Source organism: Mesorhizobium sp. (assembly GCF_004962245.1).
GTDB lineage: Bacteria > Pseudomonadota > Alphaproteobacteria > Rhizobiales > Rhizobiaceae > Mesorhizobium.
Genome location: NZ_SUHQ01000038.1, coordinates 49,549 through 64,552 on the forward strand (window position 1 = coordinate 49,549; position 15,004 = coordinate 64,552).

Consider the following 15,004-nt stretch of genomic DNA (forward strand, 5'->3'; position numbering starts at 1 on the left):
AAGTAAGGTCGGCCGCGCTAATCCGCCGGTATGGCAAAGGCGCACTATTCAGCACGGTCGAGGGCACTTGGTTGCCCGGGAATTGACCGGCTCATCACTGGTCAGTGATAATGCCAGCCAGTTCATCTCGAACGCCATCCTCTCCTGCGCGGATCAGAACCGGTCGAATGGCATTCCATGCGCACGGCAAGCATCGCTATCGCCTGTGGCGCGCCGACTGCAACACCGCGCGGCCGCACTCCCAAATCGCCTGGCAGACACCGGCCAAGTTCGCCACCACCTTCAATCCGCGACGGTCGCTCGCGCTGCGCTATGCGAAAGGCTCCGCGCCAGCCCCCGTCGCTTCACCCGCCCAGCAGCGCACAACCCACGCCGGAAACGAACCCAAAACTGGAGAAACTCGGGGCGACGTCATTTAGATTCCACCCATGCAGAGGTACTTCATTTCGAGGTAGTCTTCGAGCCCGTGGCGGGAACCCTCCCGCCCGATGCCGGACTGCTTCATGCCGCCAAAGGGCGCCGCATCCGAAGACATACGCCCCGTATTGATGCCAATCATGCCATATTCCAATGCCTCGGCCACGCGCCAGACACGCCTCAGGTTCGAGGCATGGAAATAGGCGGCGAGCCCGTAAATCGTGTCGTTTGCCTCACAGACAACCTGATCCGCATCGTGGAAGCGGATGATCGGCGCCAACGGCCCGAAAGTCTCCTCTTGCGCAACCGCCATGATGCTGGAGATCTCGGTGAAGGCTGTGGGTTTGAAAAAGGTGCCATCCTTGCCGATACGTTTGGCCCCGCATCGATTATCCCACCCTTGGCAACGGCATCTGCGATGTGGGACTCGATCTCGGCCAAAGCATGCATGTCGATGAGTGGTCAGACGTCCACTCCCGGAGCGAAGCCGTCGCCAACCGATAAGTGCCGGACTTTCTCCACGAACTTCTCGACGAACTCATCGTGAACGCTCGATTGGACGTAAAGCCGGTTCGATGAAACGCAAGTCTGGCCGGCATTGCGGAACTTCGCCTGGATCGCGCCGTCAACGGCAGCGTCAATATCCGCGTCGTCGAAGACGATGAAGGGCGCATTGCCGCCGAGCTCGAGGCTGACCTTCTTGATCTGGTCCGAGCACTGGCGCATGAGCAGTCGGCCAACCTCAGTGGAGCCTGTATAGCTGATCTTTCGGACCTTGGCATTGGAGCAGAGTTCGCGGCCCCACGCGATCACCTTCGGACGCATAGACCAGGTTGACAACGCCGTCAGGAAAGCCGGCTTGCTGCGCGAGGGCAAATATTGCACCTGCCACGAGCGGCGTCTGTTCAGCAGGTTTGAGCACGATCGCGCAGCCCGCCGCCAGGGCCGGCGAGATCTTGCGCGCCACCATCGACGCTGGGAAATTCCATGGCGTAGTCGTGCCGACGACACCGATCTGCTGCTTTGATCACCATCATCCGACGGTCTGTAGACGGTGCGGAGATCGTCTCGCCATAGATGCGATTGGCTTCTTCGGCGTACCATTGCAGATACGCGGCCGCATGCGAAACCTCCGACTTGGCTTCGGCAAACGGCTTGCCCATTTCCGCAGTCAGAATCGCGGCGAGATCGCCTGCATGGTCGATGATCAGCTGATGCCATCGCCAAAGAATGTCGCTGCGCTCCCGGCGGTCAGCGCCGCCCATCCAGGCTGCGCGACATAGGCCTTGTCTACCGCAGCGCGTGTCTCCTCCACGCCCATATCGGACGTCCTGCCAGCACTTCGCCGCTCGACGGGTTGAGGACCACAAATGACCGCTCGCGAACTGACGTGCCAAGTGCCGGCAGGCGATGGACGGCGCCAAACAGGTCCGGGGATTTCAGTGGCGGATCATCGGCAGGCACAGGGGCAAACCGGGTTCCTCTCAAAGGCAGCTGATATGTATAATCGGCAGAGCCTCGGCGTGTACTCCGCACCTGCGGGTCCTTATAGGGCCTCGGCCATACGGCTGGTAGACCATCCACTCAACTTGAAAGGGAGAATTCTTGAACGCTTCTGGTCGATGGCTTGCGGTTCTCATCAGGTGCAAACTGAACAATGGACATCGGCTTCCCGACCGCGCGTACCGGCCATCGGTCCGAATAGCAGCAGTGCAGCCAAATGCCTTTTTTGAGCATCATCGGATTGAAATTGCTTTCAAAAGTCCTCGATCTTGCCGCCCCCCATCGCGAGCGCCACAAACGGGCGTGGAAAATCAAAAGGGACCACAGTCGAGAATCAGCACGGTGATGCCTTCTTTGCGACCGTAGGCACGCAGATCATCTGCCAGCTGGGCTCGGGACCGTGCAGGTCGCGCCCCAAAAAACGAGAAGGGGGGTCGTTGTGGTGGAAGAGGTCGGGGATTTTCGAAAGAGCGTCGTTTACGGCGGGTCGTCCCTGTAGAGCATTCCCCTCGAATGCGACCGCCTTCAAAGGAGGACTTGCCATCGACGCCACGCTGATAACCGCTGCTGGCAAGCTGGAACTCAATACCGGTTAATTGCACTGAGGGCGGCGGCAACCACCCCTCGAAAACTTTTTGCCCGGGGGCTTAAGCTCGGAAAGAGTGTTCCTTATCATATTGTGTTCAAAGTAAATGGACGTGGTGCGTTTCGTGGGTTGAATCACATAAAGTAGTCTGTGTTAACGTCTGCCAAACCACGTTCCCTTGCCGGTTCCATGTTGGGGCTAGATGGTTTATTTCGACCAGGGTTGCCACATGTTTTTTGACGGTGTTCCGGTTTGCACCGGTCAGGTTGACGATCTCGCCAATGGTCATTCGCCCGCGCTCCTTGATGGCTTCAACTATTTGAAGGGAGAGTTCCGGAAGCGTACCGAGCACGAGACGCTCGCGCTCGATTTTCTTCTCAAGCCGCTGCTTTTGCTGCTGAAGAGCGCGCAGGAAATAAACAGCCCAGGGCTGCCAATTAGGCCTCGGACTGCGGATCGTTTTTTGAGTTTGCCGAAGCGCCAGATAGTAGCCCTCCTTGCTGTTCTCGATCACGCTTTCGAGCGAAGAGTAAGGCACATAAGCATAGCCACTGCGCATCAGCAGAAGCGTCGTCAGAACGCGATAGCCTTCCATTGCCGTCCTGGAATGGATGGATCTCCAAAAAGACCACCGTGAACATTGCCACGACGAGCAGAGATCTCGACCGCATCGACTGCGCCAGCCGACGCCCGAAGGGATTGTGCAGACGATCGAGCGGTTACGTCGCCGGCGCTAGAAAATAGGCCCTCCACTGAGCATCTATCATTAGCCTGAACTTTCGAGCCCTTGCCAAGCTTTGTCGGGGCGGTCTCGCCCATCACGGCTGGGAAGTGCGGTCCATGGAAACCGGCGTATCAGTTAGATCGATCATCTATGCAAACCCTTCGATGCGTTCGTGGACAATCGCGCGCATTTGCTCCGCCATCTTCGCGCCTTGAGAGCCGTCTGATAGAGGCGGCGGCAATTCGAGGTGGTTGAGCGCGCGTGAGAGGGCTGCAACAAGATCGTCGATGCTGGTATCCGCATCGGCTGCCTTGAGGCCAGCCGTGCTCGCGAAAGCCTTGAAGTCGGCGCGCCGCAGACGATCGTCCTTGCCGTTCAGCTTGAGGGCCATCCGGTCTTTTTCGAGGCGTGGAAACACGCGAGTCGTGACCGCGTCGTAGAGCGGAGCCATGCGAACTGAGCTGAATTGCGTGCTGCCGGGCTCTGCGATTTCCAGCAGTGCCATGTTCTTCAGGTGCATGTCGCCATCGGCGATCAGCCAGGCGAATAAGGATCGCTTCAGGACAAGCAGGACGTCTTCTTCGGGAGAGGTCGATAGCGGCCTTAGTGCCCGCGCGATGCGCTCCATCGTGCCGTCGTATTTTGCTTCGGTGGGCACGCCAAGTACCGAGCAGAAGTCCTCAAGCGCGAGCAGGTGTTTGTCCTCGAGGCTCGTTCTGATATCGAACCGCTCCACGAGTAGCGCCGGAGGCATCCCGTCAGGCATCGGGACGAGCGCTGTCGCGGGCGTCTTGAAACCGGCCGCGCTGCCCAAAGCGAGCGACTGCCATTCGATAACTGGCAGGGCCTCAAATCCGCCCGTACCCGCAGGTTTGAGAATGTGGGTAAAAGGCCGGCCGATACTGGGAGAGAGGGTGCCATCCGCACTGAGGAACATAGGCGCTTTGATCTGAACACCCGAAAGGCGAGGCGTATCAGTACGCTCGAATATCTGTGCGAGATTGCGTTCGAAACTCTGCTCCAGGTCGCCGCGACCCGGCCCTGCATACTGGCCAGTGAAGACAGTGTTTCTAGTGAAGCCATTGAGCCGGGTTAACAGGATGTCGGGCGGCAGGGCGGAGAGATCGCTCGCACGCTCGACGATGGTGATGTTGGACATGTAGCGTTTGCCCGAGCGTAGCGTCGCGCGCTCGTCGCGGTCGTTCAACACTGACTCAAGCCAGCCTTCAGGCAGCAGCGACAGAATGAAAGGAGGGAGCTTGCCCGGCGTGGTCTGGCGAACAAGTGGCGGGCCCTGATCGTCTGCATTCCAGCGCCACTCAAAACCATCATGTGTGAGATTTCCGAGCGGAGCGCCGTGCCACGCCACGATCAGATCGAGCGCGGCTCCGTTGCGTGCCGGTTCTGTGGTCAGTGGAGGGCGGAGGAAAAAGCGCTCGGCGTGCTCGCCCTCGCGATACCACTGGTTCGCGCGGGCAAGCGCCCATGTCGCGTCGGCAGCGCCCTGGGCGCTGCCGTATTGTTCTATGAGGCGGTTCGCGATTGCCTCGCGCATCGTCTCGTCGATGGATGCCGCGTGTTCGCTGCGCAGGCGGAAAGCTTCGAGGAAGCGCTGGCGCATCGAGGAGACGTCGATCCGGATTTCTCCCATTCCATCATCGACAATCGCTTGAGCGACTGATGGGTGGTCGGGAGCTGCGTTCTGAATGATTTCCAGCAAGCGCAAGCGCCTGCGCTGTATTCGTCGCCCGCTCAGGAACAGGCGGCCATCCCGGGTCGGGCCGAGAAGCACAGCGCTCGCCGCCGAGAGGTAAGCGTTGGGATACAGGTATTTGGCGATGCGGACGGCGTGCTTGAGTATCGTGGCCTCGATATCCTCCCCGGCATCGACATAGATGCCGCGCATTAGCTGGACGAGCTTGCCCGTTTCAGCCTGATAGTGGCTGCGGGTTTTATCGATGTTTTCCCCAACGAGGTGAAGGGCCATTTTTAACTTTCCCGTATCTGATATACGGGAAAGCTAGCATAATCGGCTTCATATTCAAGACTTTCTAACTTTCCCGTATTTGGTACACGCAAAAGTTAGAATACTTTCTCGGAACGACGGCGTTCTTCGGGTCGGGAATCGAACCACGGGAGAGAACCTGGTCTGCGAAGGCGAGCAGGCAGAACTCAAGGCGTTCATTCTGCCATACCATAGTCGGATCAGCCACACGTAGGTCGGCGAGTCCTTCAGCTATTGTAGAGCGTGGGATTATTCGCTGTCACGGGCCAACGCCCATAATCGCGGGCTCGGCCGAAAGCAGCTTCTTCGCCGCCGCCCTGCCTGCTCGAGGATCACCTGCTCGATGAGGGCCGGGCGGCGCTGGATGTAGTCTATGCCGAGTTTGTCGAGCTGCAACCCGACAAGCGTGGCGGAAATCGGCCTGGAGGAACCCAGATTGTCGATAGCATAGGCGCCGATCAGATACTTCTTGCTCGCTTCGAGTTCGGCCGCTGTTGGGCCTGTGTCCACCAGCTCCTTGATTAGTTGTCTTATCAGGTCGAGCGTCTCGGCCGCCCTGTCGGCGCGCGTCGACGTCGTCACGACAAGCATGTTGGGCTGGTAGTCTTCCAAGCTGGACGAGACACCGTAGGCAAGGCCGCGCTTTTCGCGCACTTCCTGGAACAGACGTGAGGTAAATCGTGAGCCTCCGACTATATCGTTCATCAGCTGTCCCGCGTAGAATTCCGGGTCGTTGCGTCCCATGGCGGGAAAAGCCAGCTGGAGCGAAGTCTGGGGGAGGGCGTTGCGACCTGCGTCCGCTCGCCGCTTCGGGGTGACATCAGGTACGGGGGCGAGCGCCTGTTTCTGAGGCAAATCGCCGAACAGCTGGTCGAGCCTTGCTCTCAGGGCTTTGGCATCTATGTCGCCTACGACCGCCACATGCAGCCCGTCGCGGGCGAAAGCGGCTTTGTGGAAGGCGCTTAGATCGGCGGGCGTTACGCTGGTCAGGCTCCCTTGGGCGGTCTCGAATACGGATGCGTGCCGTAGAGTCCGCGCCGCCAGGCCAGCTCGGGGATCGCGTGAGGTTCGCGCTCATCGGCAATGATTTCGGAGAGAAGCTGGGCGCGTATGCGGTCGAAAACTGCTGGTATAGCCGGCTGCGGGTCCCGCCGCCGAGGATGTCGGCCAGCAGTCGAGCGCCTCGGCCTCGCCGGGTGCGGCCGTATGATAGGACGGCACCATCCATTGCGTGGAAAAGCGCGGCACCGAAATGCGCACGCCGGTCAGCGTCACCGTGCGCTTGGCGTTTTGCTCCGGCTCGACTGGGCGGATGCGGGTTAGACCAGGAGCCGTCGGCACGGTTCCCTACGTCTTATCGGCCAGCGCCTTGACCGTTTCCGGCTCGACATCGCCGGCCACCACCAGGACGGCGTTGCTGGGCGTGTAATATTTGTCATAGAAGGCTCTGGAGTCGGTGCCGTAGCGGATCGTGTTGGAATTTGGCGGAGCAGCCTCCGGTAAATTGAGGTTATCGGTTCATGCGGCGAGGTCAATCTGCTGATCGAGTGGCTTGGCGGGGAGCGTGTGCCATCCGTCGATTTTTCGCATCGAGATTTCGCCGGACGCAATCAACGCCCAGAACAACATTGCCGCGGTTTCGGCCGAAGGCAGCACGGTCTGGGTCTTGATGCGCCGCTTGAACTCTTCATGCAGACGCTCAATCGCGTTTGTAGTTCTGGTGCGCTTTTCCACTGGCTCGGCGGCAGGCGCGTGAAGGCGAAGAGGCGCTCACCGGCCTCCTCCAGGCTGTCGGCCACCGCCCGGCACTTGAGCCGCCATTTGCGCAGGAACGCCTTGCGGCGGCTCTCGATCTCCTCCGGCGTGGCCGCGTAGATCATGTCGGTGTAATCGGCGCTGATCTCCTCGTGCAGGCGCTCGGGAGCGTGGGCGAGCAGGTTGCGGTGCTTGTGAACCGTGCATCTTTGAACCGGCACCCCGTCCCACAGCCCAGCGATCGCCCCGTCCAAGCCGGGTGCGCCGTCGACGATGAGGAACTCAGGGCGGCGGAGGCCGCGTGCGACGAGATCGTCGAGGATCGCCCGCCAGGCCTCGGTCGTCTCGCCGCCCATGTTCTTGACCGCGAGCAGGATCTTGTGGCCGTCCGCGCGCACGCCGATGACAACGAGCAGCGGGATCGAGGTCGCCTTGCGGTCGAGCCTGACACGAACCACCGTCCCGTCGAGGATCAGGCGCACGATCGGGCTCGTCGGCCAGCGAGCGACCCTTCCAGGCGTCCCAGTCCGTCTTCACCTTGCGCCAGGTGCGGCTGACGACGTCCTTGCCGATCGCGCCGCCGAACAAGGCGGCAAGCGCACGACGGACGCGTCGCGTGTTCGTGCCCGCCAGGTAGCTCGACGCGATCAGTGCGTCGGCGGCCTTCGTGCGCCGCTGATAGGCGCGCAGAGCCTTGCTCCTCCATTCCACCGTCTTGTCCTCGTCGACATCGAGGCGCGCCCGCGTAACCGTGATCTCAGTGGTGCCGAAGGTCCCCGTCAGCGTGCGCGTCCGGCTGCCGTGGCGGCCCCGAACCAGCCTATTTCCTTTCACAGCCAACCGCGCCGCTTGAAAAAGAGATACGGAACCACGGCGGAGAGCACCATCAGACCCAGCGCAAAAGGATAGCCCAGAAGCCATTTTAGCTCGGGCATGGCATCGAAGTTCATGCCGTAGATCGAGGCAACCAGCGGTCACGCCGGCGTTGGTTCTCGGCGACGAAGTGATTTCAGGTGTGCTCAAGATTCACACGCTGGAACGCTTCATCGCCAAAGAGCGGGAAGAAGCTAAGCGTCGTGCCGGATCACCAACTTCGGCATTTTGACAGCGTGGCGGCCGGTGCGATCCCGTTCTCTGGCCACGAGTGCCGCCTCTCGCGTCGGGCCAAATCTCTTATATGGTCCGGCAACGCGGTAGTGGGCGGACCAAGCCGTTCTATGCAGCGCACCAGACAAAGGGCAATGACCAAAGCCGTCCCGGACATCGCATCGGAGTTCAACGTCTTTGCACCAATGCCCAGCAATGGTCGCCGCGACAAACAACGCCTGCAAACGGGCGCTGTGAGCCGCCGTCGTTCAACGAAAGATCACCAACGGATGTCCCGAGGAGGCCCCATGAATCGCTGCACATCAGCATTTGCAATTCTTGCTTTCGGCACGTTCTGCACATCGTCGACCATCGCCATGGCGGCGCATTCGACCACCTATTCAGCGCCCGACAAGAGCGTCGTGTTTCTTGGTGGCGTTGGCTACACCTGGCTAAAGGGCAACGAGCTTTTCTACGTCGAAGTGGGCAATCGTATCAGCAAATTGATCTGGGAAACCGGCGCGCCGGTTCTGACCACCGGGCTAAAGGCCGAGGTCTGGAAGAACTGGACCATCTCAGCCAACGGCGTATTGCCGGACAGGATTGGTCGGATCAGTCAATCCACCCCGACACCCGCCTTGACCGCTACATCAACCTTGACATGGCAGCAGGCCCAGACTTCGTGATCAACGATGCCACGGTTATCAACCTTCATGGCGGCTTCAAATACACCAACATGAAGTGGAAGGCCTATGGCGGTTCGTACATATAGAGTGGGGACGGCTTCGGCTTTCGCGAGGATCGCGGCAAGTTCCCGGACGGCGAACCGGTCATCGATTACGAACAGCGCTATTTCGGCCTGTTCCTTGGCGCGAAAGCGACCACGACGCTCGGGAACTTGACGCTCTCGGGTCTGCTCCGCAGCGGCTTCACCGTTGATGCAAGCGCTGTTGACCATCACTGGCTGCGCGAGGAGGGGCGCGGCCTGCGATTTGAGGACGACTTCTTCACGGTGCCGTTCATCTCGGCCGGCGCCAAGATCGATTATCAGATGACCGACCGCGCCAGCGTCTTCCTGGCCGGCAATGTCGACAAATATTTTCGCAACAAAGGCTAGAAAACGGCCTACAGCATCGCGACCGGCGAACAAGGAGCCCACAAGGATAGCGCTGGCATGGACTTCTATGCCTTGACCCTGTCGGCCGGCTTCAAGCTGACGTTTTAAGCGCAGTCATTTCTGACGCTGAGCACCGTAAGACCATGCGTGCATTAAGGACGCACAATGCCTCTGCGCGCAATCCATTCAATCGCGGCTATCCAAGCGGCGCCGACGTCGGCCAGGATCTCAGGATTGTCCGGGCGGTCCGCCAGGCCTGGTATGGCCGGGGTGGAGGTGTTGTCCGCCGGTCATCCCGTCGATTTTAAGGTCCCGACGGCCGTCTGGCACCGGTGCGCGAGCCGCCAGAAAAGCGTGGCCTTCCGCGCGATCCCGAAGCCACAAACCGTGAGAACCCGTGCGACACCGCCGCATCACGTCGTGTCGTGCATCGATGCCAAGCGGCTCGGCGTTGAGCTCGCCGCACGCCAGAATAAACTTGGCGCTCCTCAAGATTGCAGAGTCAGGCTAGTGGGTTGCGTCCCGCGGCGTCGTCTCCCAGCGTCAACCGGATCGTCTCGGCAATCTCCTCATCGGGCGCGCCGGGACGCGGTTCATCGTAAAGGCTATCGAGCCGCTGTTCGGCAAAGCGCCGACGCAATGTGCCCACTGTATTGGGCGTTGCACCAAGGCGTAAGGCAATTTCCTTGTTCTACATCCTCTCGCTGGCCAGCAGCACTATCCGCGCCCGTCGCGGCAGGCCTTGCGCCGTGCCTCGACGCCGGACCAGACCCTCCAGTTCACTCGGCTCTGCTGCGGAGCCAGCGCCTTGAGCAGCGGCCAACCTGGACTCGTCCCGTCCTCGAAAAGCAAATTGTTACGCAGATGCTTGTCCACCCTGACCCGAGCCATCCTCCTGCACGCTTTCGCCGTTGCGCGCGACGAAGACCGCAACGCTTCATCGCGCTTGGCGTAGTGGCACCAGGGACCGCCCATCGAATGACTCATGCGAGGCATCTCAAGGCTGTCCGCGGTCCAGCGCCAGATCTCCGCCTCGCCCGAGGCGCGCAGAGCTGGCCGGTTGTGCAGGAGCCGTAGGCAATATTCGCCGTCCTTGTTCGGATGGGTAACGCTTGCGTCTCCCGTCGCATTCTACCTCGCTTTCCGAACGTAGCCGTGATGCGAACTCTTGCTGCATATAAAGTCGAATCAGGGGGATTTGGATCATACGATACGGAGGCTTGACTTTGGCAGTCGCTCTGCGACATTACCTATATAAAGGTCGAAACGAGGTGATATGGCTCATGGATAGGTCACGGAGACCCGAATGACGGCAACGCATAAACGCACCTATTCGCGCTACGCAATGGAAGCGCTTGGCCTTTTCGGTAAGACCATCCGGCTGGGCCGGATGCAGCACCGGTTAACCGCACAGGAGTTAGCCGAGAGAATCGGTGTTTCACGCAGCACCCTGCAGCGCATCGAGAAGGGCGATCCCAAAGTTGAAATCGGACTGATGTTCGAAGCTGCTGCCATTGTCGGTGTGAAGCTGTTCGATGCGGACGGCAAGGGCATCACAGCCCTCACAGGCCGCATGGACGATCGCATCGCGCTGCTGCCGAAGCACGTCTACAAGGCCGGCAAGCAGATCGTCGATGAGTTCTAAGGTCCCCAAGTACGACGAAGCCTATGTCTGGGTCTGGCTGCCGGGCGAGACCGCGCCGGTTGTCGCCGGGCGGCTATATGCCCATGACGGACTCGTCAGCTTCAACTATGGCAGGAGCTTTCGTGAACTGGGCAGCGCGATCCCGCTTTATCTCCCGGAACTGCCCCTGAAGGCAGGCGAATTGCCTTTGCTTCCTGGCCTAACCATGCCGGGATGCATCCGCGATGCTGCCCCCGATGCCTGGGGACGACGGGTTATCCTAAACCGCAAATTCGGTGTGAAGGGCGATGAAATCGCGCGGCTCGATATTTCAGAACTGACGTTCCTGCTGGAATCAGGCTCGGACCGCATCGGCGCGCTCGATTTTCAGTTTTCGCCCACGAATTACGAGCCGCGCGCACTGGCCAATGCCACTCTCGAAGAGCTTGTCCAATCGGCGGAGCGGGTAGAGAAAGGTATTCCGCTCACCCCCGAATTAGATCAGGCGCTGCATCACGGCAGCTCGATCGGCGGCGCAAGGCCAAAGGCGCTGATCGAGGACGACGCCATCAAGCATGTCGCGAAATTTTCCTCGTCTGCCGACCTTTACAGCGTCGTCAAAGGAGAATTCATAGCCATGCGGCTTGCCGCCTTGTGCGGCATCAGAGCGGCATCCGTCTCGCTCGTTCGCGCCGCAGGCAAGGACGTGTTGCTCATCGAGCGATTCGACCGGATCAAGGTCACGGGCGGCTGGCAACGCAAATCCATGGTCTCAGCGCTGACGATGCTCGCGCTCGATGAGATGATGGCGCGTTACGCCAGCTACCAGGATTTGGCGGAGATCATTCGCCACCGATTCACCGCGCCGTCGGAAACTCTGCGCGAGTTGTTCAGCCGCATTGTCTTCAACATACTTTGCGGCAACACCGACGATCATGCCCGCAACCATGCGGCATTCTGGGACGGGGCTAAGCTCACCCTCACGCCTGCTTACGATATTTGTCCGCAGGCCCGCAGTGGCCAGGAGGCCAGCCAGGCCATGCTCATCAGCGGCAATAACCGCATGAGCCGGATCGCGTCCTGCCTTGAAGCCGCGCATCACTTCCTGCTCAGCGCGCCGGAAGCTCTTGCGATTGTTGAAGGCCAGCTCCGATGCATTGCGAAGAATTGGCCGCGTGTCAGCGAGGAAGCTACGCTATCCGGCACAGATCGCAATCTGTTCTGGGGCCGACAGTTCCTCAATCCCTACGCTTTTACGGCGCTGGAAGGGAGCGCCGACGTTCTCCGCGCTCTGGCTGACGAACTACGCAACAGTGTTCACGCCTGATCCGGCGCTGGACTTCGGACAAGCTCGGCAAGCGCAAGACGCCCACAATATGGACAATCCTTGCCGTGCCAGCACGAAGTCATGAACAGACGGCTCTTCGACAGCGACAACGTGCACTGCGGAGAGATGTGGAGCTGACACCGCAAGAGCCCACAGACGCGCGACTTCCCACGATACAACTCCACATAACTGAGCGTCTACAAGCGCTGCAGCCAGCGTAACATCCCGCCATCATAGCGATGATTGTCTGATCTTTTGCCGATGACATCACGTCGGGAAAGACTTGTTCGAGCGCTTGCCGCTTCATATCGATACCGGCCCGGGCGTAGCGCACGTTACGTTCAGCCCCGAGTGGCTAGCCATTGACTGATGGTGGCGATGTCAACACCCGCCTTGACAAGGTGGATGGCCGTCGTGTGCCGCAAAGAGCGGTGATGGATGCTTTTTTCCGCCAGGGTGGTTCCTTCCCCCGCAGCCATATCAAAATGTTTGCGCAGCAAGTATCGAACACCGAACCGGGTCAGCGGTGTGCCGCGGTCGTTGAGAAAGCCCCTTTGCTCGGCGGGACAGGGCGATACCAGACGAAGGTCAAAATTCGAAGTTTCAGGATTTCCTGAACTCGTGCATCCGTATTGAACATCAGCGAGAACAGCGCGTAATCCCGCTGTCCAGAAGGCGTGCGGCGGTCGATACGCGCCAGGACGCTCTTGATTTCCGGGCCCTTCGAGATATTCGACAGGTGCCACCCGCGCGCCCTCTTGAAGGGAAGTGTCACCACCAGTTGCAGCGTATCCATATATTCGGGGTGCTCCGAGATCAGGGACCGCGCAAAGGTATGCATCGCCGCCAGCCTTGCATTGCGGGTCGCAACTGCCACGCTCGACCTCAAGTGACGTGAGAAAGCTGCCGATCCTGTCGGTATTGATGTCGGAGACCGCTTCTTTCAAGAATATCTTCCCGCTCTCCGCGGCATGAGCCCGTGGCATGCTTCGGCCCAATGCGGTGGATTGATGTTTCTTCATGTCCACAACCTCGCTGACGAGACCGCCGAAAGCCCCTTCAAAGCGGTCGGTGGCGATCTCTCTCAGCTTTGGAAGGTAGTGCATTGATTTTTCGTGGAATGAGGACCCTGTTTAAGGGGTGATTTTCGTCCAAACGGGGCCCCTTAACGATGGGGTCATCAAGATGCCTCCGGTTTGATCGGAGGCATTTGTGTTTTGGATGTTGGTTTTGGAGACGATTGCAAAGATGTCGGCTGTCGCTGGTCCAGGGGAAGTCGATCAAAGCGATCTGCCGTGAGCTGAAGATCTCGCGCAAGGTGGTGCGCAAGGTCCTGCGTTCTGAGGAGACGGAGTTCCGCTACGAGCGCAAGCACCAGCCCTATTCCCGCATGGGAGCTTGGCGTGACACGCTGGACCGGCTGCTGTCGGCGAATGCGGCCAAGCCGCAGCGGGAGCGGCTGACGCTGATCCGTATTTTCGAGGAGCTTCGCGGCCTCGGCTATGACGGCAGCTACAGTTCGGGGTGGCGGCATGCTCAGAGCTGGGCGGCGGATCGCGGCAGCGCCGTGGCCGAGGCCTACATTCCGTTGAGTTTTGCACCTGGCGAGGCCTACCAGTTCGACTGGAGTCACGAGATCGTCCTGCTCGACGGCGTGACGGTGACAGTGAAGGTCGCGCACATGCGGCTCTCACAGCCGCATGTTCTTCGTGAGGGCCTATCCGCGCGAGACGCAGGAGATGGTGTTCGACGCGCATGACCGGGCGTTCGCCTTCTTCCGTGGCGCCTGCACGCGCGGCATCTACGACAACATGAAGACGGCGGTGGACGCGATCTTCATCGGCAGGGATCGCCGCTACAACCGCCGCTTTGCGCAGATGTGCGGGTATTACCTTGTCGAGCCGGAGGCCTGCACACCGGCGGCCGGCTGGGAGAAGGGGCAAGTCGAGAACCAGGTCGGGCTGGTGCGCGAGCGCTTCTTCACACCGAGGCTGCGCTTCAAGACGTTGGAGGATCTCAACGGCTGGCTGGCCGACAAATGCGTTGCCTAATGCCAAGGCGCGTCGGCATCCCGAACAGGGTGAGCGCACGATCTGGGACGTATTCAAAGAAGAACGCGCCAGCTTCATTCCCTATGCCGGTCGCTTCGACGGCTACCATTGCATTCCCGCGTCGGTGTCGAAGACCTGCACGGTGCGCTTCGACAACAACAAATACTCGGTGCTGTCGAGCGCCGACGGTCGGCCGGTCGAGATCCATGCTTATGCCGACCGCATCGTCATCCGCCAGGATGGCGCGGTCGTCGGCGAGCACGCACGCTCTTTCGGCCGCAACGAGGTCGTCTACGATCCCTGGCACTACGTGCCGGTGCTGGCCCGCAAACCGGACGGCCTGCGCAACGGCGCGCCTTTCCGGGAATGGGTTCTGCCATCAGCCATGGAGAAGGTGCGCCGCAAGCTAGGGGCGGCCGATGACGGCGACCGGCAGATGGTGTCGATCCTCACCTGCGTCCTGACCGACGGATTGAGCGCGGTCGAGGCCGCCTGTCAGGAAGCCATCGAGCACGGCGCATCGTCGGCGCCGGTGATCCTCAACATCCTGGCCCGCAGCCGCGATCCGGCGCCGGGCACGATCCTTTCCATTCCCCAGGCGCTGAAGCTAGCTCACGAGCGGTCGCCGACTGGGCCCGCTATGACAGTCTCAGGAGGACAAACAGCCATGGAACGCACCGAGGTACTGGAACTGATGGGAGCGCTGAAGCTCTACGGGATTGCGCAGCGCCTATGACGAGATCATGGGCGCGTTGCCATCAAGCGACGGCACGAGCCGCCCAGGATTGTCGGTGATCTCTTGCAGGCCG

7 protein-coding genes and 8 pseudogenes are annotated in these 15,004 nt (G+C 60.3%); 6 read left to right on the top strand and 9 right to left on the bottom strand.

Going from position 1 to position 15,004, the window contains the following annotated elements:
• Positions 1 to 97: 97 nt before the first annotated feature.
• A pseudogene (locus tag E5X88_RS29670) lies at positions 98 to 419 on the top strand (hypothetical protein); the annotation flags it as partial.
• Here the strand turns inward: E5X88_RS29670 and E5X88_RS29675 are convergent.
• The 8 genes and pseudogenes from E5X88_RS29675 to E5X88_RS29705 form a co-directional block, all read right to left on the bottom strand.
• Positions 416 to 1,889, bottom strand: a pseudogene (locus E5X88_RS29675) (NAD-dependent succinate-semialdehyde dehydrogenase). The pseudogenes E5X88_RS29670 and E5X88_RS29675 overlap by 4 nt on opposite strands.
• Before the next feature lie 714 nt (positions 1,890 to 2,603).
• Positions 2,604 to 3,101, bottom strand: a complete 498-nt coding sequence (locus tag E5X88_RS29680; RefSeq protein WP_245316494.1) for a helix-turn-helix domain-containing protein — start codon at positions 3,099 to 3,101, stop codon at positions 2,604 to 2,606.
• A gap of 19 nt (positions 3,102 to 3,120) precedes the next feature.
• Positions 3,121 to 3,177: pseudogene (locus tag E5X88_RS33760) on the bottom strand (hypothetical protein); the annotation flags it as partial.
• A gap of 201 nt (positions 3,178 to 3,378) precedes the next feature.
• Positions 3,379 to 5,217 carry a type II toxin-antitoxin system HipA family toxin gene (locus tag E5X88_RS29685; RefSeq protein ID WP_127241052.1) on the bottom strand — a complete coding sequence of 613 codons (1,839 nt, stop codon included), beginning with the start codon at positions 5,215 to 5,217 and terminating at the stop codon, positions 3,379 to 3,381.
• A gap of 267 nt (positions 5,218 to 5,484) precedes the next feature.
• The gene (locus E5X88_RS29690) at positions 5,485 to 6,279 is read right to left on the bottom strand and encodes a pitrilysin family protein (RefSeq protein ID WP_329608241.1); all 795 of its coding nucleotides are present in this window, start codon (positions 6,277 to 6,279) and stop codon (positions 5,485 to 5,487) included.
• Between the two features lie 82 nt (positions 6,280 to 6,361).
• Positions 6,362 to 6,693: pseudogene (locus E5X88_RS29695) on the bottom strand (insulinase family protein); the annotation flags it as partial.
• 60 nt (positions 6,694 to 6,753) lie between these two features.
• Positions 6,754 to 7,797, bottom strand: a pseudogene (locus E5X88_RS29700) (IS256 family transposase); the annotation flags it as partial.
• Positions 7,798 to 7,820: 23 nt separating this feature from the next.
• Positions 7,821 to 7,964 (bottom strand): annotated as a pseudogene (locus E5X88_RS29705) (CorA family divalent cation transporter); the annotation flags it as partial.
• A gap of 267 nt (positions 7,965 to 8,231) precedes the next feature.
• On the opposite strand from E5X88_RS29705, the gene E5X88_RS29710 reads away from it, so the two are divergent.
• From E5X88_RS29710 to E5X88_RS29725, 4 genes and pseudogenes are all read left to right on the top strand, one after another.
• The gene (locus E5X88_RS29710; protein WP_245460617.1) at positions 8,232 to 8,762 is read left to right on the top strand and encodes a hypothetical protein; all 531 of its coding nucleotides are present in this window, start codon (positions 8,232 to 8,234) and stop codon (positions 8,760 to 8,762) included.
• Positions 8,726 to 9,193 (top strand): annotated as a pseudogene (locus tag E5X88_RS33765) (omptin family outer membrane protease). The gene E5X88_RS29710 and the pseudogene E5X88_RS33765 overlap by 37 nt, the downstream one beginning before the upstream one ends.
• A 1,306-nt stretch (positions 9,194 to 10,499) precedes the next feature.
• Positions 10,500 to 10,838, top strand: a complete 339-nt coding sequence (locus E5X88_RS29720) for a helix-turn-helix transcriptional regulator (protein WP_029354813.1) — start codon at positions 10,500 to 10,502, stop codon at positions 10,836 to 10,838.
• A complete protein-coding gene (locus E5X88_RS29725) occupies positions 10,828 to 12,144 on the top strand; it encodes a type II toxin-antitoxin system HipA family toxin (RefSeq protein ID WP_127239672.1) in 1,317 nt (438 codons plus the stop codon). Before E5X88_RS29720 ends, E5X88_RS29725 begins: the two co-directional genes overlap by 11 nt.
• A 341-nt stretch (positions 12,145 to 12,485) precedes the next feature.
• On the opposite strand, the gene E5X88_RS29730 is transcribed toward E5X88_RS29725, so the two are convergent.
• The gene (locus tag E5X88_RS29730; RefSeq protein WP_127239673.1) at positions 12,486 to 13,250 is read right to left on the bottom strand and encodes a hypothetical protein; all 765 of its coding nucleotides are present in this window, start codon (positions 13,248 to 13,250) and stop codon (positions 12,486 to 12,488) included.
• A 115-nt stretch (positions 13,251 to 13,365) separates the two neighbouring features.
• Here E5X88_RS29730 and istA point away from each other — a divergent pair.
• Positions 13,366 to 14,861, top strand: a pseudogene (gene istA, locus E5X88_RS29735) (IS21 family transposase); the annotation flags it as partial.
• Between the last annotated feature and the right edge of the window lie 143 nt (positions 14,862 to 15,004).